Annotated in this window: 23 protein-coding genes and 1 pseudogene; 7 read left to right on the top strand and 17 right to left on the bottom strand. The window is 65.1% G+C overall.

All coding sequences use genetic code 11. From position 1 onward, the window contains the following. Positions 1–34: 34 nt before the first annotated feature. From ACSKB9_RS28805 to cysG, 12 genes and pseudogenes are all read right to left on the bottom strand, one after another. Positions 35–823, bottom strand: coding sequence for a 3-hydroxybutyrate dehydrogenase (locus ACSKB9_RS28805; RefSeq protein ID WP_137476689.1), 789 nt, complete (start codon positions 821–823; stop codon positions 35–37). A 12-nt stretch (positions 824–835) separates the two neighbouring features. Then, positions 836–2,005, bottom strand: a complete 1,170-nt coding sequence (locus ACSKB9_RS28800; RefSeq protein ID WP_438077346.1) for a DUF3734 domain-containing protein — start codon at positions 2,003–2,005, stop codon at positions 836–838. Between the two features lie 166 nt (positions 2,006–2,171). Continuing rightward, positions 2,172–2,669, bottom strand: coding sequence for a CAP domain-containing protein (locus ACSKB9_RS28795; RefSeq protein ID WP_028334729.1), 498 nt, complete (start codon positions 2,667–2,669; stop codon positions 2,172–2,174). A 199-nt stretch (positions 2,670–2,868) separates the two neighbouring features. Then, positions 2,869–3,918, bottom strand: coding sequence for a sulfate/molybdate ABC transporter ATP-binding protein (locus ACSKB9_RS28790; RefSeq protein ID WP_438077344.1), 1,050 nt, complete (start codon positions 3,916–3,918; stop codon positions 2,869–2,871). Next, the gene (gene cysW / locus ACSKB9_RS28785; protein ID WP_438077342.1) at positions 3,908–4,870 is read right to left on the bottom strand and encodes a sulfate ABC transporter permease subunit CysW; all 963 of its coding nucleotides are present in this window, start codon (positions 4,868–4,870) and stop codon (positions 3,908–3,910) included. Before cysW ends, ACSKB9_RS28790 begins: the two co-directional genes overlap by 11 nt. Before the next feature lie 9 nt (positions 4,871–4,879). Further along, the gene (gene cysT, locus ACSKB9_RS28780) at positions 4,880–5,686 is read right to left on the bottom strand and encodes a sulfate ABC transporter permease subunit CysT (RefSeq protein WP_076824967.1); all 807 of its coding nucleotides are present in this window, start codon (positions 5,684–5,686) and stop codon (positions 4,880–4,882) included. Positions 5,687–5,736: 50 nt separating this feature from the next. Next, positions 5,737–6,726: a sulfate ABC transporter substrate-binding protein gene (locus tag ACSKB9_RS28775; protein ID WP_050387293.1), complete on the bottom strand. Its 990-nt coding sequence runs from the start codon at positions 6,724–6,726 to the stop codon at positions 5,737–5,739. Positions 6,727–6,958: 232 nt separating this feature from the next. After that, positions 6,959–7,687, bottom strand: a complete 729-nt coding sequence (locus ACSKB9_RS28770; protein WP_438077340.1) for a phosphoadenylyl-sulfate reductase — start codon at positions 7,685–7,687, stop codon at positions 6,959–6,961. Then, positions 7,684–8,199 carry a DUF934 domain-containing protein gene (locus ACSKB9_RS28765; RefSeq protein WP_016845212.1) on the bottom strand — a complete coding sequence of 172 codons (516 nt, stop codon included), beginning with the start codon at positions 8,197–8,199 and terminating at the stop codon, positions 7,684–7,686. The genes ACSKB9_RS28770 and ACSKB9_RS28765 overlap by 4 nt, the downstream gene beginning before the upstream one ends. Beyond that, positions 8,186–9,841, bottom strand: coding sequence for a nitrite/sulfite reductase (locus ACSKB9_RS28760; protein WP_438077336.1), 1,656 nt, complete (start codon positions 9,839–9,841; stop codon positions 8,186–8,188). Before ACSKB9_RS28760 ends, ACSKB9_RS28765 begins: the two co-directional genes overlap by 14 nt. A gap of 12 nt (positions 9,842–9,853) precedes the next feature. Continuing rightward, positions 9,854–10,170 (bottom strand): annotated as a pseudogene (locus ACSKB9_RS28755) (DUF2849 domain-containing protein). Further along, positions 10,167–11,618, bottom strand: a complete 1,452-nt coding sequence (gene cysG / locus ACSKB9_RS28750) for a siroheme synthase CysG (protein WP_438077334.1) — start codon at positions 11,616–11,618, stop codon at positions 10,167–10,169. Before cysG ends, ACSKB9_RS28755 begins: the two are co-directional and overlap by 4 nt. A gap of 247 nt (positions 11,619–11,865) precedes the next feature. Here cysG and cysD point away from each other — a divergent pair, with 247 nt between their 5' ends. Both cysD and cysC read left to right on the top strand, forming a co-directional pair. Next, positions 11,866–12,660, top strand: coding sequence for a sulfate adenylyltransferase subunit CysD (gene cysD, locus ACSKB9_RS28745; RefSeq protein WP_076824965.1), 795 nt, complete (start codon positions 11,866–11,868; stop codon positions 12,658–12,660). A gap of 41 nt (positions 12,661–12,701) precedes the next feature. Further along, a complete protein-coding gene (gene cysC / locus ACSKB9_RS28740; RefSeq protein WP_438077332.1) occupies positions 12,702–14,621 on the top strand; it encodes an adenylyl-sulfate kinase in 1,920 nt (639 codons plus the stop codon). A gap of 130 nt (positions 14,622–14,751) precedes the next feature. On the opposite strand, the gene ACSKB9_RS28735 is transcribed toward cysC, so the two are convergent. Further along, positions 14,752–15,669 carry an AraC family transcriptional regulator gene (locus ACSKB9_RS28735; RefSeq protein ID WP_438080442.1) on the bottom strand — a complete coding sequence of 306 codons (918 nt, stop codon included), beginning with the start codon at positions 15,667–15,669 and terminating at the stop codon, positions 14,752–14,754. Between the two features lie 160 nt (positions 15,670–15,829). Here ACSKB9_RS28735 and ACSKB9_RS28730 point away from each other — a divergent pair, with 160 nt between their 5' ends. Together ACSKB9_RS28730 and ACSKB9_RS28725 are read left to right on the top strand one after the other, a co-directional pair. Continuing rightward, a complete protein-coding gene (locus tag ACSKB9_RS28730) occupies positions 15,830–17,077 on the top strand; it encodes an MFS transporter (RefSeq protein ID WP_438077330.1) in 1,248 nt (415 codons plus the stop codon). 206 nt (positions 17,078–17,283) lie between these two features. Then, positions 17,284–19,446 carry a malate synthase G gene (locus ACSKB9_RS28725; protein ID WP_438077328.1) on the top strand — a complete coding sequence of 721 codons (2,163 nt, stop codon included), beginning with the start codon at positions 17,284–17,286 and terminating at the stop codon, positions 19,444–19,446. A 397-nt stretch (positions 19,447–19,843) separates the two neighbouring features. On the opposite strand, the gene ACSKB9_RS28720 is transcribed toward ACSKB9_RS28725, so the two are convergent. The 3 genes from ACSKB9_RS28720 to ACSKB9_RS28710 all read right to left on the bottom strand — a co-directional run bounded on the left by ACSKB9_RS28720 (position 19,844) and on the right by ACSKB9_RS28710 (position 21,584). After that, a complete protein-coding gene (locus ACSKB9_RS28720; RefSeq protein WP_085970696.1) occupies positions 19,844–19,999 on the bottom strand; it encodes a Thivi_2564 family membrane protein in 156 nt (51 codons plus the stop codon). Between the two features lie 112 nt (positions 20,000–20,111). Then, positions 20,112–20,744, bottom strand: a complete 633-nt coding sequence (locus tag ACSKB9_RS28715) for a DUF2865 domain-containing protein (RefSeq protein WP_438077326.1) — start codon at positions 20,742–20,744, stop codon at positions 20,112–20,114. Between the two features lie 27 nt (positions 20,745–20,771). Next, positions 20,772–21,584 (bottom strand): L,D-transpeptidase, encoded by an 813-nt coding sequence (locus tag ACSKB9_RS28710; protein WP_438077324.1) that lies wholly within the window; start codon positions 21,582–21,584, stop codon positions 20,772–20,774. A gap of 227 nt (positions 21,585–21,811) precedes the next feature. Between ACSKB9_RS28710 and ACSKB9_RS28705 the strand changes: the two genes are divergently transcribed. The 3 genes from ACSKB9_RS28705 (at position 21,812) to ACSKB9_RS28695 (ending at position 24,172) form a co-directional block, all read left to right on the top strand. Next, positions 21,812–22,924, top strand: a complete 1,113-nt coding sequence (locus ACSKB9_RS28705; RefSeq protein WP_438077322.1) for an AI-2E family transporter — start codon at positions 21,812–21,814, stop codon at positions 22,922–22,924. A gap of 269 nt (positions 22,925–23,193) precedes the next feature. After that, entirely contained in the window at positions 23,194–23,565 is a 372-nt protein-coding gene (locus ACSKB9_RS28700) for a DUF883 family protein (RefSeq protein WP_310883137.1), read from the top strand. Between the two features lie 166 nt (positions 23,566–23,731). After that, positions 23,732–24,172, top strand: a complete 441-nt coding sequence (locus ACSKB9_RS28695) for a hypothetical protein (RefSeq protein WP_438077320.1) — start codon at positions 23,732–23,734, stop codon at positions 24,170–24,172. Positions 24,173–24,353: 181 nt separating this feature from the next. Here the strand turns inward: ACSKB9_RS28695 and ACSKB9_RS28690 are convergent, their stop codons facing one another. Beyond that, complete coding sequence (locus tag ACSKB9_RS28690) at positions 24,354–24,746, bottom strand: hypothetical protein (protein WP_092086566.1); 393 nt, start codon at positions 24,744–24,746, stop codon at positions 24,354–24,356. Positions 24,747–24,958 lie beyond the last annotated feature (212 nt).

Raw genomic sequence — 24,958 nt, 5'->3', positions numbered from 1 at the left:
GCTTGTTCTTAGGCCGCCAAATTCCGCCGGAAAATTACTCCGCGGTCCAGCCGCCGTCGATCGAGTAGTTGGAGCCGGTGATCTGCGCGGCATCGTCGCTACACAGGAACAGCGCAAGCGCCGCGACCTGGTCGGAGGTCACGAACTCCTTGGTCGGCTGCGCGGCGAGCAGCACGTCCTTGATGACCTGCTCCTTGGTCATGTTGCGCGCCTTCATGGTCTCCGGGATCTGGTGCTCGACCAGCGGGGTCCAGACATAGCCCGGGCTGATGCAGTTACAGGTGATCTTGTGCTGCGCGAGCTCCAGCGCCACCGTCTTGGTGAGACCGGCGATGCCGTGCTTGGCCGAGACATAGGCCGACTTGAACGGCGAAGCGACCAGCGAGTGCGCCGAGGCGGTGTTGATGATGCGGCCCCAACCGCGCTTCTTCATGCCGGGCACCGCGGCGCGGATGCCGTAGAACGCGGACGACAGATTGATCGCGATGATCGCTTCCCACTTCTCCGGCGGGAATTCCTCGATCGGCGCAACGAACTGGATGCCGGCATTGTTGACCAGGATATCGACCGAACCGAAGGTCTTCTCGCCGAGCGCAATCATGTCGGCGATCTCGGCCGGCTTGGTCATGTCGGCCGGCGAATGTACCGCCTTGACCTTGAAGTCGGTCTCGATGCCGGAACGCTCCTTCTCGATATCGGCCGGAACGCCCATGCCGTTGAGAACGATATTGGCGCCGGCGCCGGCGAAGGCGCGCGCGATCGCCAATCCGATGCCGCTGGTCGAGCCGGTCACAACGGCGGTCTTGCCTGTCAACGTACCCATTATCGGTCGCTCCTATTTGCTTGCGGGGGGTGTGGGTTCATCCCCCGTGAGATCGTAAGTCACCATGGTCTCCCCGGACTGCGGCCGTTCTAGCCATTCTTTGTGACGCATCGACAAATGCACGTCGCGGACGCCCGCGCCCCAGTGCTCGACCATCGCAACATGGGAGAAGTCGTAGTCCTTCGAGGAGCTCTCGTAGTTCTTGCTCTTGTAGATCAGGTGAACCACCGTGACGGTGTTCTCCTTGGACGCCTTGCGCAGCAGCTCGACCGACGGATCGTTCTTCAGGTAATCGGGCAGCTTGCCGATCAGGTCGCGTACCGCCATGCGGGCGTTGTGGATCTGCCTGTTCTTGTCGGTGTTCATCCGCGTCCGGCTGGAATAGCGGATATCCTTTTCGCGTTCGGCGGCCTCCAGCAGCGTCTCCGGCAACGGCCCGCGCGCGCTAAACAGATCGACCTGGAAGATCAGAAGATCGCGGCTGGTCTCCTCGTCGAGCACGAAGTCGAGCGGGGTGTTGGAGGCGATGCCGCCGTCCCAGTAATGCTCGCCCTCGATCACCACGGACGGAAAGCCCGGCGGCAGCGCGCCCGAGGCCATGATGTGCTCGGGGCCTATCTTCTTGCCGAGCTTCCTGAACTCGTAATTGTCGAAATAGCGGAAATTGCCCGAGGTGACGCTGACCGCGCCGACCGACAGGCGCGTCTTCAGATCGTTGATGCGGTCGAAATCAACCAGGCGCTCCAGCGTCTTCTTCAGCGGCGCGGTGTCGTAATAGCTCAGCGATTGCGAGCTGCCGGGCGGCCACAGCGGCGCCGGCGGAATCCGCGGCGTGAAGAAGCCGGGCACGCCGAAGGTCGCGATGATGGCGGCGCTGGTCTCGTTGAACAGCGAGCGGGCGCGTTCATGCTTCGAGACCGGATTCCACGGCACCGGCGCCGACACCATCTCCCAGAATTCCTTCAGCCGCGGCACGCGCTCGGCCGGCTCGTTGCCGGCGATGATCGCGGCGTTGATGGCGCCGATCGAGATGCCGGCGATCCATTCCGGCTCGAAGCCTGCGTGGCAGAGCGCCTGAAAGGCGCCGGCCTGATAGGAGCCGAGCGCGCCGCCGCCCTGAAGAACCAGCACGCGCTGCGCTTGCGCCGGCGTCGAGGCAGGCGCGGAATCCGAAGTGTCCATTCGTAACCGTTGGGGCTGCAAACAACGAGAACGGCGCACCGTGGCGGCTGTTCGCCGCGGCGTCAATCAACGAGATGAATGGCTCTATTGTTTGAGCATGATCTTCCCGGAAAACCGCCTCACACTTTTCCGGATCATGCTCTGGATCACGCGGAATTTATCGAGATCAGGTTGCCGCCAAAATGAGCGTCCAGAATACCTTGTACTTGGTGTTGGGAGCATAGACCGCCGCGATGCCCATTTTTGTGACACCGCTCTTCAGCATATTGGCCTTGTGCGGCGGTGAATCACGCCAGCCCGAAAAGGCTTCCGCCAGCGTGTGATAGCCGGCCGAGATGTTCTCGACCGCGACGGTGGCGGGATAGCCTCCGGCCTGCAGCCGCTTGCCGAGCGGGGCCTTCACGTCGTGGTCCATCTTGTTGCGGGCGGCCATCGCCTGCGATTGCTGCTCGGCGAGCTTGGTCAGGTCCGGATCGACCACCACGGTGCCAAGACCATTGTTCTGGCGATACTGCGAAAACATGATCGCGGCCGCCTGGCTATCCAGGACAGCGCCGGGTTGGGCCATGTTGAGATACATGGTCGGTTCTTCCGGGATTTTGGTGTCCGTGCCGCAGCCGGCAAGCAGCAGAAGCCCGAACAGGGCGACCGTCGTCCGTTTCACTGTAAGAAAACCCCCAAAGATTGGCCCGCCGTTGTTGCATATCAACCGTGGCTGAATGGTGAACAGGGGCTAACTTTTGGCTGCGAAATGCCGTCATTCCGGGGCGCGAAGCGAGCCCGGAATCTCGAGATTCCGGGCTCGGTCCTACGGACCGCCCCGGAATGACGGTGGATGTGGTCAGGAACCGTCGCCCGGATGCCTACTCCTGGGCGGCAAAGATCCGGTAGCGGCGGGGCTGCAGCGAGACGATTTCGCCGGCCTGGAGCTCGCGGTCGCGGGGGGCGTCGATCTCGATCACGGTCTTGCCCTCGCTCCCCGACAGGGCCACCTCGGCGCGCTGGATCGGACCGAACGAGCGGACATGCCGGATGGCGCCTTCCAGGGCGCCGGTTCCAGCCGGGCCGACCGCCATGTCGTGGCGACGGACGAACAGTTTTGCCGCGCCCGATGCCGCGCCGAGCGCCGGAATGTTCAGGGGACGACCATCCAGCCGCACCGCATCGCCGGCAACGTCGACCGGCAACACGATGGATTTGCCGATGAAGCTGTGCACGAAGGCGGTCGCCGGATTGTCATAGACCTCGCCGGGCGAGCCGATCTGCTCGATCTTGCCCTTGTCCATCACCACGACGCGGTTGGCGACCTCGAGCGCTTCTTCCTGGTCATGGGTGACGAAGATCGAGGTGACGTGGATCTCGTTGTGCAGCGAGCGCAGCCATTGCCTGAGCTCCTTGCGCACCTTGGCATCGAGCGCGCCGAACGGCTCGTCGAGCAACAGGATCCGCGGCTCGATCGCGAGCGCGCGCGCCAGCGCGATGCGCTGGCGCTGGCCGCCGGACAATTGGCTGGGATAGCGGTTGGCCAGCCAATCGAGCTGCACCAGGTCGAGCAACTCCTTGACGCGGGCGCGGATCGTCGCCTCGTCCTTGCGGATCGCGCGCGGCTGCACGCGCAGGCCGAAGGCGACGTTCTCGAACACCGTCATGTGGCGGAACAGCGCGTAGTGCTGGAACACGAAGCCGACCTGGCGCTCGCTGGCGCCGCGCGAGAGCGCATTCTCGCCGTCGATCGCGACCTCGCCCGAGTCGGGCCAGTCCAGGCCTGCGATGATGCGCAGCAGCGTCGTCTTGCCGGAACCGGACGGACCGAGCAGCGCCAGCAACTCGCCGTCGGCGACCTTGAGGTCGACATTGTCGAGCGCGGCAAAGCTGCCGAACGTCTTTACGATATTCTTGACTTCAATCGCCATCGGGCACCTCTGCCTCGTCGAGCCGCCGCTCGAGAACGGTTTTCGCCACCAGGGTGATCAGCGCCAGCATCGCGAGCAGCGACGCGATCGCGAACGAGGCGACGAACTGATATTCGTTGTAGAGAATTTCGACCAGCAGCGGCATCGTGTTGGTCTCGCCGCGGATGTGGCCGGACACGACCGACACCGCGCCGAACTCGCCCATCGCGCGCGCGTTGCAGAGCAGGACGCCGTACAGCAGGCCCCATTTGATGTTGGGCAGCGTGACGCGGAAGAAGGTCTGCAGGCCGGAGGCGCCGAGCGAGATCGCCGCCTCCTCTTCCTGGGTGCCCTGCTCCTGCATCAGCGGGATCAGCGCGCGCGCCACGAAGGGGAAGGTGACGAAGATCGTCGCCAGCGCGATGCCGGGCACCGCGAACAGGATGTGGACGTTATGTGCCTGCAGCCACGGCCCGAAATAGCCCTGCGCGCCGAACAGCAGCACGTAGACCAGGCCCGAAATCACCGGCGAGACCGAGAACGGCAGGTCGATCAGCGTGATCAGGAAGGTCTTGCCGGTGAACTCGAACTTCGAGATCGCCCAGGCCGCGATCACGCCGAACACGAGATTGAGCGTGACCGAGATCGCGGCGATCAAGAGCGTCAGCTTGATGGCGGCGAGCGCCTCGGGCTCCGCCAGCGCCGCGAGATACGCGCCGATCCCCTTCGAGAAGGCCGACGCAAACACCACGACCAGCGGCAGCACGACGAAGATGCTGAGGAAGGCGATCGCCAGCGCGATGATGATGAAGCGGATCGGGCCGGGCTCGGTGCGCAAATTGCGCTGCGCCGTCCCCGGCTCCGCGCGACCGATCTCGGGCCGCGGCGCCGGCGCCGCGACGCTGACATCGGTCGCAGGTGCGTAAGTCCGCAGTTGCGTGGTCGAGGTCACCAATCCCGTCTGCATCGACATCGCAAGACCTCAATGCACGGGGATGCGGGCTTGCGCCCAGCGTTGCAGCCGGTTGATCAGGAAGATGATCAGGAACGAGGCCACCAGCATCACGACCGCGATCGCGGTGGCATCGGCATAGCGGAATTCGGACAGCCGGATCACGATCAACAGCGGCGCGATCTCGGAGACATTGGGCAGATTGCCGGCGATGAAGATCACCGAGCCGTATTCACCGATGGCGCGGGCGAAGGCCAGCGCGAAGCCGGTGAGCAGCGCCGGGATCAGGCTCGGCAGGATGACGCGAAACACCGTGTGCCAGCGATTGGCCCCCAGGCTCGCCGCCGCCTCCTCGATCTCGGGATCAAGATCGATCAGCACCGGCTGCACCGTGCGCACCACGAAGGGAATGCCGATGAAGATCATCGCGATGAAGATGCCGATCGGCGTGAACGCGACCTTGATGCCGAGCTCGGCGAGCGGCGCGCCGAGCCAGCCCTTCTGGGCGAACAGCTGCGTCAGCGCGACGCCGGCGACCGCCGTCGGCAAGGCAAACGGAACATCGACGATGGCGTCGAACAGCCGCCGGCCCGGAAAGCGATAACGCACCAGCGCCCAGACGATGACGGTGCCCATCACCAGGTTGACGCATGCGGCCGCAAACGAAAGCCCAAACGAAATCTTCAGGGCGTTCAGGGTGCGGCGGCTGGTGAGGATGCCCCAGAACTGGTCGAGGCTGAGTTCGAACGTTTTGAGGAACAGCGCGGCCAGCGGAATCAGGATGATAACGGAGAGCCATGTCAGGGTCAGTCCCATGGTGAGACCGAACCCCGGCAGGGTACTGCGTCGTGCAACCGCTGTGCTCACATATCCCCCTGATAATCCGATCAGTTCTTGTAAATCTGATCGAAGATGCCGCCCTCGGCGAAGTGCTCCTTCTGGGCCTTGGTCCAACCACCAAAAACGTCGTCGATGGTGAAAAGTTCAACCTTGGCGAAGGATTTTTCGTACTCCTTGGCGATCTCGGGATCGCGCGGCCGGTACGAGTTGCGCGCGGCGATCTCCTGGCCTTCCTTGGTGTACCAGTACTTCAGATAGGCCTCGGCGACGGCGCGGGTGCCCTTCTTGTCGGCGACCTTGTCGACCACGGCGACCGGCGGCTCGGCCAGGATCGACTGCGCCGGGGCCACGATCTCGAACTTGTCCGCGCCGAATTCGCGAAGCGCCAGAAAGGCTTCGTTCTCCCACGCAAGCAGCACGTCGCCGACGCCGCGCTCGACGAAAGTCACGGTCGAGCCGCGCGCGCCGGTGTCGAGCACCGGCACGTTCTGATAGAGATCGGCGACGAATTTCTTCGCCTTGTCCGCGGAGCCGAACTTCTTCTGCGCGTAGCCCCAGGCGGCGAGATAATTCCAGCGCGCGCCGCCCGAGGTCTTCGGGTTCGGCGTGATGACGCTGACGCCGGGTTTAATCAAATCGTCCCAATCCTTGATGCCCTTGGGATTGCCCTTGCGCACCAGGAACACGATGGTCGAGGTGTAGGGCGAGGCGTTGAGCGGCAGCCGCTTCTGCCAGTCGGCCGCGATCAGGCCCTTGCCCGCGATCGCATCGATGTCATAGGCAAGCGCCAGCGTGACGACATCGGCCTGCAATCCGTCGATCACCGAGCGCGCCTGCGAGCCGGAGCCGCCATGCGACTGCTTGATCTCGACGCTCTTGCCGGTTTCCTTCTGATAGGCCGCGGCGAACGCCTTGTTGAAATCGACATAGAGCTCGCGGGTCGGATCATACGACACGTTCAGCAGCGAATAGTCGGCCGCAAAGGCCGAGCTCGCCCACAACAGTCCCGCGACCAGCGGCAGGATACGACGGATCATTTCTGTCTCCATTCAACCTGAGAAATGTCAGGGAACACGCAAGACATAACTCACGGCGAAGTGGTCTTAAGTCAACGAAACCGGTTTTCTTTGTTTTCGGCGGCGCAGCGCGCTTGTGCTACGAAGTCGCGGCACTGCGAAGGCTTTGTCGCGTCGCCAAATCGCGATGAAGACTCACCGCGATTTCGGCGCCCCCGCGCAAACGCTTCGCGTTTGTCGCCAGGGATCATGCTTACGACATCTTCATCGTATGGATGCCGCATTCCGTCTTGGCCCGGCCGCGCCAGCGGCCATCGCGCGCATCCTCGCCGGCAGCGGACCGGCTGCTGCAAGGCATACACCCGACCGACTGATATCCCGATGCGACAAGTGGATGCGGCGGCAGCTTGCCGAGCGTGTAGATCGCCTCGATCTCCTCGCGCGAGACGTTGGCGAACGGATTGAACTTCAGCCTGACGCCGTCATCCTCGACAACCGGGATGTCGGCGCGGGCACCGCCCTGGAAACGCTTGCGGCCGTTGATCCAGCCGGCGAACGGCTTCAGCGCACGCGCCAGCGGCTCGACCTTGCGGATACGGCAGCAGGCGTCGGGATCGGTGAACCACAGCTCGCGGTCCGGATCCTGGCGCGACAGCGCTTCCTCATCGGGTTTGATCGAGCGCACATCGGTGAGGCCGAGCGACTTGATCAGCGTGTCACGATAAGCCAGCGTCTCCTCGAACAGCCAGCCGGTATCGAGAAACACCACCGGGATCGCCGGATCGACATCCGCCATCACCTTGAGCAGCGCGGCGGACTCGGTGCCGAACGACGACACCAGCGCCACCTTCTCGCGGCCGAGCGTCTTGACCGCGGCCGTGATCACCTCGGCGGGTGAAGCCGTGCGCAGCGCGCGATCGAGCGCATCGGCCGCGGGCAGTGCGGCCGGCGCCACCGCGAGCTCTGGTGCGAGCGTGCTCACTGGCCGGCGCTCTCCGAGTGACGCAGCTGCATGCGGCGGTTGAGTGCGGTGACGCGGCCGTCGCCGGTCGGCTGGTAGAACACCGAATAGCGCTTCATGGTCGCGGCGAAGGCGTCGGCGTCGGCGTCCTTCTTCACCTCGAAGGCGTCGAAGCCGGCGCGCGTCATGAACACGAACTGGTCGCGCAGGATCTGGCCGGTGGCGCGCAGCTCGCCGTCATAGCCGTAACGCTCGCGCAGCAGGCGCGCCTGGCTGTAGGCGCGGCCGTCGCGGAAGGTCGGAAACACCAGCGCGACCGAGGCCAGCCGATCGAGATGCGGCACGAGATCGTCGAGGTTGCGGTTGTTCGGCCAGATCACCCCTAGCTTGCCGGGACGACGCAGCAGCGCCTCCGGATCGGCGAGAAAGCGCTCGGCGCTCACCAGCACCGCGCCGTCGCCCGGCAGTTCGGCGCCGTCGGCGACATGCACGAACAGATCGGTCGTGATTCTTCCCTGCTTAACGAGTGGCATAGACCCGCTCCCTGATAGGCTCGACGCCCAGACGCTTCACCGTATCGACGAACAATTCCTCGGGACGGTCGCGCAGCGCGAGATAGGCTTCGACAATGTCTTCGATCACGTCGGCGACTTCCGCATAGGGAACGGCCGGGCCGATCAGCGTGCCCAACTGCGCGTTCTCGTCGGCGCGGCCGCCGATCGTGATCTGGTAGAATTCCTCGCCGTTCTTCTCGACGCCGAGAATGCCGATGTGGCCGACATGGTGATGGCCGCAGGCATTGATGCAGCCGGAGATGTTGATGTGCAGCCGCCCGATCAGGTCGGCGGTGTCGTGGTTGGCGAAGCGGCGTGTCAGCTCCTGCGCGATCGGGATCGAGCGCGCATTGGCCAGCGAGCAGTAATCCAGCCCCGGGCAGGCGATGATGTCGGTGACGAGGTTGACGTTCGGCGTCGCGAGGCCGAGGCGATCGAGTGCCTTGAACAGCTGCGGCAGGTCGCGCTTGGCGACGTGCGGCAGCGCCAGGTTCTGCTCATGGCCGACGCGGATCTCGCCGAACGAATATTTGTCGGCGAGATCGGCGACCGCGTCCATCTGCTCGGCGGTGGCATCGCCCGGAGGGCCACCGACCGGCTTCAGCGACAGCGTCACGATCGAATAGCCCTGCACCTTGTGCGGCGCGACCGAGTTCTTGCGCCAGCGCTCGAACAGCGGATCATGCGCGGCCTGCTTCAGCTCGTCCGGCATGTGCGGCAGCTTCTCGTAAGGCGGATAGGAGAAACGCGAGCGCACCTCCTCGATGGCGGCGTGATCGAGCGTCAGCCCGATATCGCCCATCGCCTTCCACTCCTCCTCGACTTCCTTGGCGAACTTCTCGATGCCGAGCTCGTGCACCAAGATCTTGATGCGCGCCTTGTAGATGTTGTCGCGGCGGCCATACTGGTTGTAGACGCGCAGGATCGCCTCGACATAGCTCAGGATGTCGCGGCCGTGCACGAACGGCTTGATGGTCTTGGCGATGAACGGCGTGCGGCCGAGGCCGCCGCCGACCAGCACCTCGAAACCGGTCTCGCCGTCGGCGTTCTTGTGCAGCCGCAAGCCGATGTCGTGGATCTTGATCGCGGCGCGGTCGTGCTCGGAGGCGGTGATCGCGATCTTGAACTTGCGCGGCAGGAACGAGAATTCCGGATGCAGCGTGGTGTGCTGGCGGATCAGCTCCGACCAGATGCGCGGATCCTCGATCTCGCCCGGCGCGACACCGGCCCATTGGTCCGAGGTGACATTGCGCATGTTGTTGCCGGAGGTCTGCATCGCATGGATGCCGACGTCGGCAAGATCGGCGAGCGCATCGGGCAGCTCGGCGAGCTTGATCCAGTTGAACTGGATGTTCTGCCGCGTGGTGAAGTGGCCGTAGCCGCGGTCGTAGCGGCGCGCGACATGGGCGAGCCGGCGCAACTGCTTCGACGACAGCGTGCCGTAGGGGATCGCGACGCGGAACATGTAGGCGTGCAGCTGCAGGTACACGCCGTTCTGCAAGCGCAGGATCTTGAATTCGTCCTCGGTGAGCTCGCCGGAAAGGCGGCGCTTCACCTGGTCGCGGAATTCCGAAACACGCTCGTTGATCAGCGTGCGGTCGAGTTCGTCATATGCATACATGATGGATGAGCCTTACGCCGGCACCTGAAGATCGATCGTGACGCCCTTGGCGCGGATGTGTTCGCGAAGATTACCCGGCTTGAGCTTGCCGCCGTCCTTGAGCTCGACCGGCGCGATGTAGGGGCCGACCGCGCCGACATCGTCGGCGGTGGCTTCGGCCAGCAATGCGCGCGCATCGTCGGAGGTGCTGACGACAGCGGAATCGGACAGTTCGGTGGACCAGCCTTGCTTGGCGGTTCGGTACACCACGGCACCATCCAGGTGCGGTTGGCGGTCACCACCGAGGGGCCCGTGATCCTGATTTTCTTCTGTTCAAGCGGAGAGGTCATTCGGCAGCTTTCAGCAGTTCGGAGAACATCTGGTTGGAGAAGAGTTGGGTGACGTTGGACCGGCTCCACGGCGCGGAATGCGCGACCACGTCGCCGATGATGAGAATGGCGGGACCGCCATCGACCTGTTTGACCAGCTCGGGCAGCCGCGCCAGCGTGCCGACCGCGGCCTTGGCATCCGGCCGGGTCACGCGCGCGAACACGCCGACCGGCGTCTCCGGCGAGCGGCCCGCGGCAAGCATGCCTTCGCGGATCGAGGGCGCCGCGGTCATGCCCATATAGACGACGACCGTCATCTTCTTGTCCGTCAGCACCGACCAGTCGACGACCTCGGCATCGCGCGCCTTGTGCGCGGTGAGGAAGGTGATGCGCAGTGCCTCGTGCCGAAAGGTCAGCGGCACTTCGAATTGCGCGGCCGCGCCCAGACCGGCGGAGACGCCCGGAATGATGGAGTAAGCGACGCCGGCGTCGCGCAGCGCCTCGATCTCCTCGCCGCCGCGACCGAAGATAAAAGGATCGCCGCCCTTCAGCCGCACCGCGCGCTGGCCCGACTGCGCGGCCTCGATCATCAGTGCATTGATGGCGTCCTGGCCGATGCCGGGCTTGCCGACACGGCGTCCAACCGGGATCCGCGTCGCATCGCGACGGATGCGGTCGAGGATTTCGGACGACACCAATTCGTCATAGAACACGACGTCGGCATCCTGCAGCGCGCGCAACGCCTTCACCGTGAGCAGATCCGGATCGCCGGGACCGGCGCCGACCAGCGTCACATGACCGATGGCCTTGCCTTCCGCGCTCGCGCCGGCGAATGCGGCGGGATCGGTGATCGCGTTCAGCGCCTGCTCGGCCTCATCCTTGCGGCCGGCCAGCACCAGCGCGCCGATCGGGCCGTCGACGATGCGCTCCCAGAAGCGGCGGCGCAGCGGAAACTCCTCGATGCGGGCGTGGATCGATTTGCGGACGCCGCCGATGAAGCCGGCGAGATCGCCGATCCGCGCCGGCAGCACCGCCTCGATCTTCTCGCGGATGCGGCGCGCCACCACCGGCGACGTGCCGCCGGTGCCGACTGCGACCACGACATCGCCGCGATCGACGATCGCCGGCATAATGAAGGTGGAGTGCACGAGGTCGTCCATCACGTTGACCGGCAGGCCGATCGCCTTGGCGCGCACCGACATCGCAACACCGACCTCGCCTGCGCCAGCACAGAGGACGGCGATGACATCGGAGAGGTCGGCGGTGAGCGGATCGCCTTCGGCGCGCTCGATCCGCGCGGCGTCCTCCGCCGCGAGACCGGCAATGTCATGATCACCGTCGGTCGCGTACCAGCGCACCGCGGCGCCGGCGGCTGCGAGCAGCCGCAACTTGGCGCGCGCGAGGTCGCCCGCTCCAACGAGCAGCACCTTGCCGCTTTGCAGATCCAGAAACACCGGCAGATATCGCATCAGACACTCGCTTCCCCAACTTGGGGGTTGACTGAAATTATTTTCTATTTATCTCTCGATCAAGGCCAGCAAAGAGAAGATTATTTCTTCTCTATTGCAGCGCAACTTTAGAATTTTCAACTCCACAGGCCAAGGCCAAGAGATGCATCTTCTCGACAACGAATCCGTCGCCGCCAGGACGCGGTCCGCAGCGCTTAGCAATGCATCTTCCGTGCCGGGGATTCCCGCCGATCAGGCGCCTCCGTCGATGGATCATCTCGACGAGCTGGAGGCGCAGAGCATCTACATTCTGCGCGAAGCGTTCGCCCGACTGAAGAAGCTCGCGTTGCTGTGGTCGCTCGGCAAGGATTCCAACGTGATGATCTGGCTGGCGCGCAAGGCGTTCTTCGGCCGCGTCCCGTTCCCGGCGTTGCACGTCGACACCGGCAAGAAATTTCCGGAGATGTATGCGTTCCGCGACCGCTTCGGAAAGGAGTGGGATCTCGACCTGCGCGTCGAGCCCTGCCCGCCGATCGACAGCGTCGACCCGACCCTGCCGCCGGCCGCACGTTCCGCCGCGCGCAAGACCGAGGGCCTGAAGCTCGCGCTCAACAAGTTCGGCTTTGACGGATTGATTGCCGGCATCCGCCGCGACGAAGAGGCGACCCGCGCCAAGGAGCGCGTGTTCTCGCCGCGCGGCCTCGAGGGCGAATGGGACGTCCGCGACCAGCCGCCGGAGTTCTGGGACCAGTTCAACGCCTCGCCGCCGCAAGGCGCGCACTTGCGCATCCATCCGATCCTGCATTGGACCGAGGCCGACATCTGGGCCTACACCAAGCGCGAAGGCATTCCGATCATCCCGCTCTATCTCGCCAAGGACGGCAAGCGCTACCGCTCGCTGGGCGATTCCGACATCACCTTCCCGGTTGCCTCCACTGCGTCCAACATCGACGAGATCCTCACCGAGCTCGACGGCACCAAGGTCCCGGAGCGCGCCGGCCGCGCGCTCGACCACGAGACCGAGGATGCGTTCGAGCGGCTGCGCGTCGCCGGCTATCTCTGATCAACACTTCAAGCAACACCAAGCTTCGTGCGAGCGTTCCGATGAACATGATCCTTCCCACTGCCTCGATCTCGGCAACGCCCAACGGCACGACGCGGCCGCAGGTGCGCATCGTCATCGTCGGCCACGTCGATCACGGCAAGTCGACGCTGGTCGGGCGCCTGCTGCATGAGACCGGCAGCCTGCCGGACGGCAAGCTGGAAATGCTGAAGGCGGTGAGCGCGCGGCGCGGCATGCCGTTCGAGTGGTCGTTCCTGCTCGATGCGCTGCAGACCGAGCGCGACCAGGGCATCACCATCGACACCACCCAGATCCGCTTCCGCACCCGCTCGCGCGACGTCGTGCTGATCGACGCGCCCGGCCACGCAGAGTTCTTGCGCAACATGATCACCGGCGCCTCGCAGGCCGACGGCGCGGTGCTGATCATCGACGCGCTGGAAGGCGTGCGCGACCAGACCAGGCGGCACGGCTATCTCCTGCATCTGCTCGGCGTGAAGCAGGTCGCGGTCGTGGTCAACAAGATGGACCGCGTCGAGTTCAGCGCCGACCGCTTCAAGGAGATCAGCGACGAGATTTCCGCGCATCTGATCGGCCTCGGCGTGACCCCCACAGCCGTGATCCCGATCTCGGCGCGCGACGGCGACGGCGTCGCCGAGCGCACGGCGCGGATCGACTGGTACAAGGGACCGACCGTGGTCGAGGCGCTCGATGCGCTCGAGCCGGCACGCCCGCTCGCCGAGCTGCCGCTGCGGCTGCCGGTGCAGGCGATCTACAAGTTCGACGACCGCCGCATCGTGGCGGGCCGCATCGAATCCGGCAGCCTGAAGGCCGGCGACGAGATCGTGATCATGCCGACCGGCAAGATCGCGCAGATCAAGACCGTCGAGAGCTGGCCGGTGACGCCGGTGAACGCCCCACAGGGCGCCGGACGCTCGGTCGGCATCACGCTCGACCGCGAGCTATTCCTCGAGCGCGGCGACATCATCGGACATTCCGGGCAGAGCCCGCGCGACACTCGCCGCATCCGCGCCCGGATCTTCTGGCTGCACGACAAGCCGCTGACCAAGGGCGAGCAGATCCTGATCCGGCTCGGCACCAAGGAAAGCCGCGCCACCGTGGTCGCGATCGAGAAGGCGGTCGATCCCGGCGCGCTGTCCAACGAAGAGAACACCGCGATCGCGCGCAACCATGTCGGCGAGATCGACATCTCGCTGGCGCAGCCGGTTGCAACCGATCCCTACACCGACAATCCGCGCACCGGCCGCCTCGTGATCGAGGTCAACGGCCGTATCGCCGGCGGCGGTCTCGTGCTGTCGGTCGACGCCGGCCGGCCGGCGGTGCCGGTCGATATCGTGCCGGTGGAGTCCGCGCTGCGGCCGGACGAGCGCTCGGCGCGCTACCACCACAACGGCGCAGTGATCTGGCTGACCGGCCTGCCCGGCTCGGGCAAGTCGACCCTGGCGCGGGCGCTGGAACGGCGCCTGTTCGGCAATGGCGGCTCGCCGATCCTGCTCGATGGCGACACGCTGCGTGCCGGGCTGAACGGCGATCTCGGCTTCTCGCCGCAGGACCGCGCCGAAAACATCCGCCGCCTCGCCGAAGTCGCGACCCACCTGGCGCGCAACGGCCATATCGCCATCGTCGCCGCGGTGTCGCCATCGACCTCCGACCGTGCGGCAGCTCGCCGCATCGCCGACAGCGCGTTCCGCGAAATCTATGTCGCGACGCCGGCCGAAGTCTGCGAGACCCGCGACCCCAAGGGCCATTACGCCAAGGCGCGCTCCGGCGGATTGCCGTCTTTCACCGGCATCACCAATGACTACCAGCCGCCGACCGGCAACGAACTGACCATCGACACCTCAAACCGCTCGGTCAGCGATGCCACCGACGAGATCGAGCGGATGCTGGCCACGACCGGCATCCTGTTCGACGAACTGACCGACCTGGCGGCGAATATTTAGCTTCTCTTGCTGTCATCGCGCGGCTTGTTGTCCAGGCGATCCAGTATTCGAGAGACAGCAATTATCGAGCCGATAGGCCGCGGCGTACCGGATGCCCCGCTTGCAGCGGGGCAGACGGCGGTATTGAGGCCTATTCCGCCGCGCGGCTTTCGGCCCCGTGCCGTACCATCCCCGGCGATTGCCCGGTGACACGCTTGAACGCGCGGCTGAACGCCGCCTGTGACGCATAGCCAAGCCGCTGCGCGATCACATCGATCGGCTGGCGTTCATGCTTGATCCACTGTGTCGCGAGACGCATGCGCAGCTCGGCAAGATAGCGCAGCGGCGATTGCCCGGTCATGGCCTGGAAGCGCTCGGCGAACAGCGAACGCGAGCAACCCGCCTCCGCCGCCAATTCAGCAACAGTCCAGTTGCGGCCGGGCTCACGATGCAGCGCGCCGATCGCGCGGCCGAGACGCGGATCACGCAAGGCCTCGAACCAGCCCATGGCGTTGTCGCCGCCGCATTCGACCCAGCCACGCACGATCGACGCGGCGAGCACATCGGCGAGCCGCGCCATCACGCCGACGGAGCCGGCCCGCGGCGTGCAGGTCTCCCGCTCCATGGCCTTCAGCATCGGTTCGATTTCCGGCTGGCGCGCAAGCAAGGTGTCGGCCCGCATCACTTCCGGCATCAGCGCGATCAGCGGGCGCATGCCGCCAAGATCGAAATTCATGCAGGCGCTGAAGACCAGGACCAACTCGTCCTGCGGGCATCCTTCAGGGCAGACCGATGTCACATCGACATTGCCGCACAGCGTCTCGGTCTCGAAACGCTCGACGTCGCAACTCGGCTCATCCGGGGCCGAGACAAGATCATGCGCGCCGCCGCGCGGCAGGAAAATCGCGTCACCGCATCCAAGGGGAAGCAGCGTCGCATCAGCGTAGCGCAGAAGTGCCGTGCCATGTGCAACGAAGTGGAATTGCGCGCGTCCGTACGGCGTTTCGAACCGAAACCCGAAGGGCGCCCGCGTCTCGATCCGACGGTAGTGAACGCCCTCAAGCCGCATGCCGAGCAGCAACTCGCTTACCAGATCGACGGCGGCGTCGGTCGTATCGGCGGCGGACGATCTGGACGAACGATCAAACATTAGAGTGTTTATGGCATAGATCGTCCAAAACCTCCAGCCTATGTCTGCGGCGGTGCAACATAGATGGAAGGTTCGGCCAATGGATCAAGAAGTGGACCCCGCTCTGGCGCACGCCGATGCCGTTGCGCTGACGCCGGGCGACGCCGCGCTCAAGGTTGGTGACAAGCCGGCCTCACCGGAAAGGCCCGCCTGGGGCGCCGTCGCGGCCATGATGCTGGGCGTCACCGCACTTCTGACGGCCGAGTTCCTGCCGTCCGGTCTGTTGACGCCGATGGCGCGCGATCTCGGTGTGAGTCCGGGCCTCGCCGGTCAGGCCGTGACCGCGACCTCGCTGGCCGGGCTGGTCGGAGCATTGTTCACGCCGACACTGACGCGCAGGTTCAATCGAAAGCCGGTGCTGCTCAGCTTTTCGATTCTCCTGGTGATCTCCAATCTGCTGGTGGCGCTGGCGCCGAGCATCACGTTCCTGCTGGCGGCGCGGATCGTGCTCGGCCTTGCCATCGGCGGGTTTTGGGCGATGGCGGCAGCGACGACGATCAGGCTGGTGCCGCCGTCGCTGGTTGCCCGCGCCTTGTCGATCGTGATGAGCGGCATTCCCGCCGCGATGATCATTGCCGTTCCGCTCGGCAGCTATCTCGGCGAGGTGGCGAGCTGGCGCTCCGTGTTCCTGCTCGCGACGGCATTGGGCGCAGCGGTATTCGTCATCCAGGCACTCGCTCTGCCGCGTTTGGCCCCAAGGGGAGAAGCCGGGCTCGACACCCTGATCGACATCCTGACACGGCCGGGGATCGGCGCCGGCATCTTGGCGGCAACGTTGGTCTTCACCGGACACTTCGGCTATTTCGGCTATATCCGTCCATTCCTCGAGAGCGTGACCGGGCTGGGCGCCGCCGGAGTTGCGGCGACCTTGCTTGCCTTCGGCGTCGCGAACTACCTCGGCTCGTTCGCGAGCGGGCTGATGGCCGAGCGCAAACTCAAGCTCACGCTGATCGCGATGCCGCTGGCGATCAGCGTGATCGGTCTGTTGCTCTCGGTCTTTGGCAAGGACGTCATTCCGGCTCTGGTGCTGGTCGCACTCTGGGGCTTCGCCTTCAGCGGCGTACCGGTCGCGACCACGACATGGATCACCCGCATGGTGCCCGACGAGACCGAGAGCGGGACCGGACTGACCGTGGCCTCGATCTTCCTCGGCATCACCATGGGCGCGGCCGGCGGCGGGCTGGTGCTTGATCTGATGGGCGCAGCCGCTGTGTTCGTAGCGGGCGCAATTCCCCTGGTGCTCGCTGCATTGCTGATCGCCAGCAAGGTACGCACCGGGGCGCCCTGACGGGCCTTTCCGGGCGCGGACCCTGGCGGTTGGAAAATTCGGGGTCGCCGCCCGGGTGACGGTGTAGCGTGGGGCCGGAAAGGGGGCCTTCTCAGAACCGGGACTTTAGGGCTAAAAGGGCCGTGAACGCGGCCCTTTGGCGCGTTTTTTGCTGATTTCTCGTGAAAACAGCCCCTAAACGCCCCATTTCTTTGAGAAAGCCCATCATGACTCGTGTCGATGCCCATGGATTGAAGATCGCCCCTGTCCTGTTCGATTTCATCGCCAAGGAGGCGACGCCGAAAACCGGGATCCCCCCGGATGCGTTCTGGGCCGGACTTGCCGCCATCATCCAGAAGCTCGGACCGAAGAACCGCGAGTTGCTCGCGGTCCGCGACACGCTGCAGGCCAAGATCGACGACTGGCATCGCGCCAACAAGGGCAAGGCGTTCGACATCAACGCCTACACCGCGTTCCTCAAGGACATCGGCTACCTGCTGCCCGAGCCCGCGACCCACAAGGTCGAAACCGCCAATGTCGATGAGGAAATCGGCAAGATCTGCGGCCCGCAGCTGGTGGTGCCGCTCACCAACGCCCGCTACGCGCTGAACGCCGCCAACGCGCGCTGGGGTTCGCTGTACGACGCGTTCTACGGCACCGACGCGATCCCGCACGATCCGAGCGAGGCTGGCCGTGGCTACAACAAGGCCCGCGGCGACAAGGTGATCGCGAAGGCGAAGGCGTTCCTCGATGCCGCCGTGCCGCTTGCGACCGGAAGCCACACCGACGTCACCTCCTACGCCGTGATCGCGGGCCAGCTCTCGGTCAAGCTGAAGAGCGGCAACTCGACCGCGCTGAAGAATGCCGCCCAGTTCGCCGGCTATCAGGGCGACGCCGCCCAGCCTTCCGCGATCCTGCTCGTCAACAACGGCATGCATGTCGAGGTCAAGATCGACCGCAACAACGTGATCGGCAAGGATGACCCGGCCGGCGTCGCCGACATGATCCTGGAGTCGGCGGTCTCCACCATTCTCGACATGGAAGACTCGGTCGCTGCCGTCGACGCCGAGGACAAGGTGCTGGTCTATCGCAACACGCTCGGCCTGATGAACGGCACGCTGTCGGCCGATTTCGAGAAGGGCGGCAAGACGCTGACCCGCTCGCTCAATGCCGACCGCGTCTACAAGAGGCCCGACGGCGGCGAGCTGAAGCTGCACGGCCGCAGCCTGCTCCTGATGCGCAATGTTGGCCACCACATGTTCACCGACGCCGTGCTCGACGCCAAGGGTGAGGAAATCTCGGAAGGCATCCTGGATGCCGCGGTCGCTGGCCTGCTCGCGATCCACGACCTCAAGGGCAATTCCAAAGTCAAGAACAGCCGCACCGGCTCGGCCTATATCGTCAAGCCGAAGATGCACGGGCCCGACGAGGTGACGCTGACCTGCGACCTGTTCGCCGAGGTCGAGAAGATGCTCGGCCTGCCGGAGAACACGCTGAAGGTCGGCATCATGGACGAGGAGCGCCGCACCACGGTCAACCTCAAGGCCTGCATCCAGCGCGCCTCCAAGCGCATCATGTTCATCAACACCGGCTTCCTCGACCGTACCGGCGACGAGATCCACACCTCGATGGAAGCGGGTCCGATGATCCGCAAGAACGACATGAAGGCCCAGCCGTGGATCAAGGCCTATGAGGATTGGAACGTCGACAACGGCCTGATCGACGGCCTGCCCGGCCATGCCCAGATCGGCAAGGGCATGTGGGCCGCCCCCGACAAGATGGCCGACATGCTGGTGCAGAAGATCGGCCATCCGCAGGCCGGTGCCACCACCGCCTGGGTGCCGTCGCCGACCGCGGCCACGCTGCACGCGCTGCACTATCACCAGGTCAATGTGATCGCCCGCCAGCAGGAGCTCGCCAAGGGTGGGCCGCGTGCCAAGCTCTCCGACATCCTCACCATTCCGGTGTCGCAGTCGAACTGGGCGCCCGACGATGTGAAGCAGGAGATCGACAACAACTGCCAGGGCATCCTGGGCTACGTCGTGCGCTGGATCGACCAGGGCGTCGGCTGCTCCAAGGTGCCCGACATCCACGATGTCGGCCTGATGGAAGACCGCGCCACGCTGCGCATCTCGAGCCAGCACCTCGCGAACTGGCTGCATCAGGGCGTCATCACCAGGGACCAGGTGATGGAGTCGCTGAAGCGCATGGCTGTCGTCGTCGACAAGCAGAACGCCGGCGATTCGCTCTACAAGCCGATGGCGCCCGCGTTCGATGGCACCGCCTTCAAGGCCGCCTGCGACCTGATCTTCGAGGGCCGCACGCAGCCGAACGGCTACACCGAATACATCCTCACCGCGCGCCGCCGCGAGGCCAAAGCCGCGGGCTGATCTGCAAGCGATCGCAACGACAAGCAAAAGCCCCGGCGATCAGCCGGGGCTTTTTGTTGGCGCCGCGAGTGACGCCGGGAAGAGCCGGACGCGATCGCCTGCCGTCGCAGGGCCGCACGGCCAAAATATCGAAAACAACCCCATGCAAAGGTGCCGGCGGATACGGCGACTCTGACTCGTCGGGCAAATCAGCTCTACATTTCCATTATCCCGAAATCGTGCAGACGCCCTCGCCGTGTCACCCCCCGCTCATGCATGCGCGGGTGACGACACCGAGAAGCTGTTTGACAACTTGAATCACGACCGCCGCCATTGTCGTCCTTGCCTAGTGCGCAATTGCGCACCAGGCAGGGACGACGATGAGGATGGTTGCGCTTCGCTCCTCGCAATGACGGATCTAGAACACCGCCAGATACTTCAGCAGCGAGATGATGCCGATGATGATGACGACGGCGCGCGCGATCTGCTTGGCGCGGCCGTCGAGCGGCAGCATGTTGATGAGATAAAGAACGAGAATAACGACAAGGAAGGTGACGAGTACGCCGACGAGCATGCGGAGCCCCCTGATGGCATCGGTGAATGTGCTGTTCGCCCTTTGCTAACGTGCAGGAGGCAGGCCGGTTCCGCGCCAGGAACCGAAGGCGGCCGCCCGCGTGTGATCGACGCTACTCGCGCGCCACCACCGCCGGCCGGCCATATTTGGCGCGGATGCGATCCGGCGCCGGCGTGAAGTTGAGCTGCGCGCCGCGCCGGTCCGGACGGCTCACCGACATCAGCCCGTCCTTGCCGGCGACGATGTCGCCCTTGCGCAAGGTCGGATCGTCCTCGATTTTCACCGCGGCGAGGCCGACAGAGTCCTTGCCGTTGCAGGTGCAGCCCGAGACCAACTCGTCGCGATAGCGGAACGCGTTCGGCAGCTCGGAATACGGCTTGCCGTCTTCCGTCGCGGCGTTGTCGATATTGCCGCCATAGACCACTTCGGTCGCGCTCGCCGGACAGAAGCTGTTGCAGCTTTCCGCCTTGCTCTGGTTGCCGGTCGCAGCAAGCGGGAAATAGCGGCCGTCGCAGGTCCGCACGCAATAGGCCTGGCCGACGTCATAGCGAGGACGGCGCTCGACCCGCGGCGCCATCGGCGCCGGGCCGTCGTCGAACGGCATCCGGATCACCGGCGGGCGGCCATGCATGAAGCCGCCGAACAGTTGCGAGAAGAAGTCCTGAGCTTGCGCTGCAGGCGCAAGGGACAGGCCGAGCACTGCCGCGGTCCCGAACGCCCACCGCCTGGAGTATCGCGTCACCATCACCGGCCCTCAGTACAACATCGATCGTCAGTACAACGAGGAAGCCGGCGGGATGTTCATTGCTTGACGGCCGGACGGCAGCGTCGTCACCGCAGGCCGCGGTTGTGCCGGCCGGACCGAGATCTGCGTCGTGGTCGGGCCGATCTCGCGCGCGGCGAGGTGCGGTGCGTTCTTCGGCAGCACCACGACCCTGGTGCCGACATCGACCCGGCTGAACAGGTCGGAAACGTCTTCATTGGTCAGGCGGATACAGCCGGACGAGACGAACTTGCCGATCGTCGAGGGATCGTTGGTGCCGTGGATGCGGTATTCGCTGGAGCCAAGATACATCGCGCGCGCACCGAGCGGGTTGCCCGGGCCGCCGGCCATGAAGCGCGGCAGATAGGGCTGGCGTTTGATCATCTCGGCCGGCGGATGCCAGTCCGGCCATTCGGCCTTGCGGCTGATCGTCTGTGTGCCGGCCCAGGTGAACCCCTCGCGGCCGACGCCGACGCCGTAGCGGATCGCCCGGCCGCCGCCGAGCACGTAATAGAGTGCGGTGTTGCCGGTATCGATGATGATGGTGCCGGGCGCCTCAGTCGTGTTGAGCGCGACGGTGGTCCGGCGCAGCCGCTCCGGCAGCGCGCCGTCCTCGCCGGCCCCACTCGAGGGGTCGTTCATCACCTCGTCGGCGGGAAATGCGCCCGGTTGCGTCGACGCATAGCCGAGCGCGGAAGAACGGACCTGGGCGCTGGCCGACGTGGCGACAACAAACGGCGTCGCAAACAGGACGCTGGCGAAGGCAAGGGTGCGCGCGGCGCGCGACGCAAGCCGGCGGCTGGAAACAGACTGCTGTGTCATGTGCTGCCCCTGGACGGGATGCGCATCGTGGTGATGCGATGCCGGGCCAACGCGCATGGCCGCGAGTCGGTTCCGCCGCGAATCGTCCCGAAGCCGCGACTGTCAACCCGTCACGTCTCACGAACGCGCGACGGAACTTTCCGAGGAGCGGCCCGTTGTCATCGCGCCATTCGACGCGCGGGGCGACCACGCGACGGGTTTGTTCGTCCTCACGCGGGAGGAGTTCGGTGCGCGCCTTTCCAAGTGAAGACCTGCTTGGCAAGGCGCCCGAAGGCACGCCAGTCCCCGACAGCAAGATCGAACTGCCGCCGGTTGTAAGCCGCGCCGAGGCCGTCGCTTTCGCATTGATGGCCCTGCTGGTTATCGTCATTGTCGCGGTGCTCTATTTCGCACGCGCCTTCTTCCTCCCGATCACCATGGCCTTCATCGTCGGCACCATGCTGTCGCCGGCGGCGAGCATGCTCGAACGCTATCGGATTCCGCGCGCGCTCGGCGCGGTCGTCATCGTGATCGCGGTCGGCGCCGCCGTCAGCTTCATGGTCGGGCTGATTGCCTCGCCGGTGATGGAGTGGAGCTCGCGGCTGCCCGAGCTCGGCGCGATCCTGAAGGAGAAGCTGCACGTGTTCGACCGGCCGCTCGCGCTGTGGCAGGAATTGCAGACCATGGTCGGCGGCTCCGATACGCTTGCCACGCTCCAGCTGCCGAAATTCGAATGGGTGCAGCCGACGCTGGAATTCCTGTCGCCGACCTTCGCCGAATTCCTGCTGTTCATCGCGACCCTGATCCTGTTCATCGCAAGCTGGAAGGATCTGCGCCGCGCACTGGTGATGGCATTCAGCGAACGCACGGCGCGGCTGCGTACGCTGCGCATCCTCAACGAGGTCGAGACCCATCTCGGCAATTACCTGCTGATGGTGACCATGATCAATGTCGGCGTCGGCATCGTCACCGGCGCGATCTGCGCGGCAACGGGCATGCCAAACCCGGCCGGGCTCGGTGCGCTCGCCGCGACGCTGAACTTCGTTCCGATCATCGGGCCCGTCGCGATGTTCGTCGTGCTGGTCGCGGTCGGCATCATCGCCTCGCCGACCATCGGCGCCGGGCTGATCGCGCCGGCATGTTTTGCGGTTGTGACCTTCCTGGAAGGACATTTCGTCACGCCGACGATCGTCGGCCGGAGGCTGTCGCTGAACGCGCTGGCAGTCTTCCTGGCGCTGGCGTTCTGGACCTGGCTGTGGGGCCCGATGGGCGCCTTCCTGTCGTCGCCGCTCCTGATCGTGGCGCTGATCGTCAAGGAGCATTTGATGCCGGTCAATTCGCCGCAGCTGCCGGAAGACTAGTGTCCCGAATCCGAAGTTCGCATCATTTGCCGCACCTTCGGAGCGAACTTCGGATTCGATAAGGACACTAGCAAACTTATGATTTTAGTGTGCTTTATGAATGCGAAGTTCGTGAAAGTGGCTGCCGCGAAATCGCAAGAACTTCGCATTCAGCACACTAGCAAGGCGTTCTCAAGCGAAGCCGGCACCGCTTGAAAGTTTCACGGCTGGAACCATGCACCGCGCGGCGCGTTTTTGTTCCAGCACGCAAGTTCTCCGGGAGCTTTTCGATGTCGAGCACGGACAGCGCATTTGGGATCAAGAACATGACGGACAAAGCGACCTACGAACGCCTTGAAAAGGATGTCATCGCCGTGAAGAACGATATCGCCGCCCTCACCGAACAGATCACCGACGCGCTGAACTCGTTTGCCAACAACGCGGGCAAGCAGGCCCGCCGCCGCTACAAGGATGCGCGCGCCAGTGCGGAAGATACACTCGACGACATGTCGGAGCGCGGCAGCGCGATGATGGGCGCGGCGCAGGACGCCGCATCCTCGATCGAGGAATCGCTGGAAGATATGATCACGCAGCGGCCGCTGGCGACGGTCGGCCTCGCGCTCGGTCTCGGCTTCCTGATCGGCGTCACCTGGCGCCGCTAGGCAATCTGCGGTCTCCGGGGGATGAGCCCCATGGTGGCGATCCCGCGGAAACCACCCCTCTGGATGCGATGGCGGCGCTGGCGCGCCGCCGCCGCGTTTGTCGACGCGGTCTTCAGGGCAAGGTTCGAGGCAAGATTCAGGGCAAGATTCAGGGCAGGGCTGGTCGATGCTTCAGCGGCTGATCAATGACGTCAAGGATTCCACCGGCAACGCGCTGCGGCTGACGTCGCTGGCCGCGGCCGCCGCGATCGCGCTGTTCATCACCATCGGCTTTCTGTGCGCGGCCGCCTTCGTCTACGTGCTGCAGCACTACGGGCCGGTGGAAGCGTGCCTCGCCGGCGCCGCGCTGTTCCTTGTCGTCACGCTGATCACCGCCAGCGTCTACATCGTGCGCAAGCGCGAGATGCGCCGCCGCGCCGAGAAGGCGGCAAAGGCCGCCGCGGCCAATGTGTTTGCCGATCCGGTGGTGGTCGCCACTGGCCTGCAGATCGTGCGGGCCATCGGGGCGAAGCGGCTGATCCCGATCCTGGCGATCGGCGGCCTCGCGCTTGGCCTGATGGCAAGCCGAAGCGCCGCCAGCAGCGGCGAGGCGGACGAGGAGGAATAGCCCTCTCGCTTGCAGGAATAGCGCGAAACCAGCACCGACAACCATCGTCGTCGCCCGGCTTGACCGGGCGATCCAGTATTCCAGAGACAGCTGCATTATGCGGATGGGCCGCGGCATACTGGATCGCCCGCTTTCGCGGGCGATGACGGCGTTTGCTTGTTGCGATAGCGCTTCGCCCCTCTCAGGTCACGCAGCGGCCGGGCTGCAGCAGCTTGGCCACTTCGGTCAGCACACTGACCACGGGCTCGCAGGCCACCTTGCGGGTGTCGCCGGGCCGTGCCCGAGCCGGCACTGCGGGGCGATGGCGCGCCTCTTCCTTGGCCACGGGGACGCGGACCAGCACCGACGTATCGGGAAGCCGCTCGACCTTCAGCGCAACGGTCCGGCTCGGCAGGCCGGTGACTGGAACCGTGGCACGGTCGGTCTTGGCGGCGCGATTGACGGCGCTCTCCGGCGCCAGCGCGGTGGTGACCTGCTGGCGGCCGATGAGATCGTGGCCGGATGCCAGCTGGACGGCGCCAAGCGTCAGCCCAGCCGCCAGCGCAGCGAAAATTCCCATTTGAATCTTTGACATGGTGATGTCCCTCGCCCCATGGAAATTCGCTCGACGATCCCTTGGCGATCCCGGACACAACGCGAACGAAACCCGCGGGGTTCTCGCGTCCGGCCATCACTTAACCGTGTACGAAAATATTTTCGCTTGTGCGGAACGACTCAGGGGGTCTGCGAGTCTTGGAAGAGCCGGTTATTCCCCCTGCCCCATTGACCGGCGACGTAGGGCGCGAC

Source organism: Bradyrhizobium sp. BR 1433 (genome assembly GCF_051547665.1).
GTDB lineage: Bacteria > Pseudomonadota > Alphaproteobacteria > Rhizobiales > Xanthobacteraceae > Bradyrhizobium > Bradyrhizobium australafricanum.
This window is presented reverse-complemented; position numbering and strand designations above follow the sequence as displayed.

Excerpts from the sequence above, each read along its gene's own strand:
- ACSKB9_RS28805 (WP_137476689.1), bottom strand. The coding sequence starts at position 823 with ATGGGTACGTTGACAGGCAAGACCGCCGTTGTGACCGGCTCGACCAGC.
- ACSKB9_RS28800 (WP_438077346.1), bottom strand. The coding sequence starts at position 2,005 with ATGGACACTTCGGATTCCGCGCCTGCCTCGACGCCGGCGCAAGCGCAG.
- ACSKB9_RS28790 (WP_438077344.1), bottom strand. The coding sequence starts at position 3,918 with ATGGCGATTGAAGTCAAGAATATCGTAAAGACGTTCGGCAGCTTTGCC.
- cysW (WP_438077342.1), bottom strand. The coding sequence starts at position 4,870 with ATGTCGATGCAGACGGGATTGGTGACCTCGACCACGCAACTGCGGACT.
- ACSKB9_RS28775 (WP_050387293.1), bottom strand. The coding sequence starts at position 6,726 with ATGATCCGTCGTATCCTGCCGCTGGTCGCGGGACTGTTGTGGGCGAGC.
- ACSKB9_RS28765 (WP_016845212.1), bottom strand. The coding sequence starts at position 8,199 with ATGCCACTCGTTAAGCAGGGAAGAATCACGACCGATCTGTTCGTGCAT.
- ACSKB9_RS28760 (WP_438077336.1), bottom strand. The coding sequence starts at position 9,841 with ATGTATGCATATGACGAACTCGACCGCACGCTGATCAACGAGCGTGTT.
- cysG (WP_438077334.1), bottom strand. The coding sequence starts at position 11,618 with ATGCGATATCTGCCGGTGTTTCTGGATCTGCAAAGCGGCAAGGTGCTG.
- cysD (WP_076824965.1), top strand. The coding sequence starts at position 11,866 with ATGGATCATCTCGACGAGCTGGAGGCGCAGAGCATCTACATTCTGCGC.
- cysC (WP_438077332.1), top strand. The coding sequence starts at position 12,702 with ATGAACATGATCCTTCCCACTGCCTCGATCTCGGCAACGCCCAACGGC.
- ACSKB9_RS28735 (WP_438080442.1), bottom strand. The coding sequence starts at position 15,669 with ATGCGGCTTGAGGGCGTTCACTACCGTCGGATCGAGACGCGGGCGCCC.
- ACSKB9_RS28730 (WP_438077330.1), top strand. The coding sequence starts at position 15,830 with ATGGATCAAGAAGTGGACCCCGCTCTGGCGCACGCCGATGCCGTTGCG.
- ACSKB9_RS28725 (WP_438077328.1), top strand. The coding sequence starts at position 17,284 with ATGACTCGTGTCGATGCCCATGGATTGAAGATCGCCCCTGTCCTGTTC.
- ACSKB9_RS28720 (WP_085970696.1), bottom strand. The coding sequence starts at position 19,999 with ATGCTCGTCGGCGTACTCGTCACCTTCCTTGTCGTTATTCTCGTTCTT.
- ACSKB9_RS28715 (WP_438077326.1), bottom strand. The coding sequence starts at position 20,744 with ATGGTGACGCGATACTCCAGGCGGTGGGCGTTCGGGACCGCGGCAGTG.
- ACSKB9_RS28710 (WP_438077324.1), bottom strand. The coding sequence starts at position 21,584 with ATGACACAGCAGTCTGTTTCCAGCCGCCGGCTTGCGTCGCGCGCCGCG.
- ACSKB9_RS28700 (WP_310883137.1), top strand. The coding sequence starts at position 23,194 with ATGTCGAGCACGGACAGCGCATTTGGGATCAAGAACATGACGGACAAA.
- ACSKB9_RS28695 (WP_438077320.1), top strand. The coding sequence starts at position 23,732 with ATGCTTCAGCGGCTGATCAATGACGTCAAGGATTCCACCGGCAACGCG.
- ACSKB9_RS28690 (WP_092086566.1), bottom strand. The coding sequence starts at position 24,746 with ATGTCAAAGATTCAAATGGGAATTTTCGCTGCGCTGGCGGCTGGGCTG.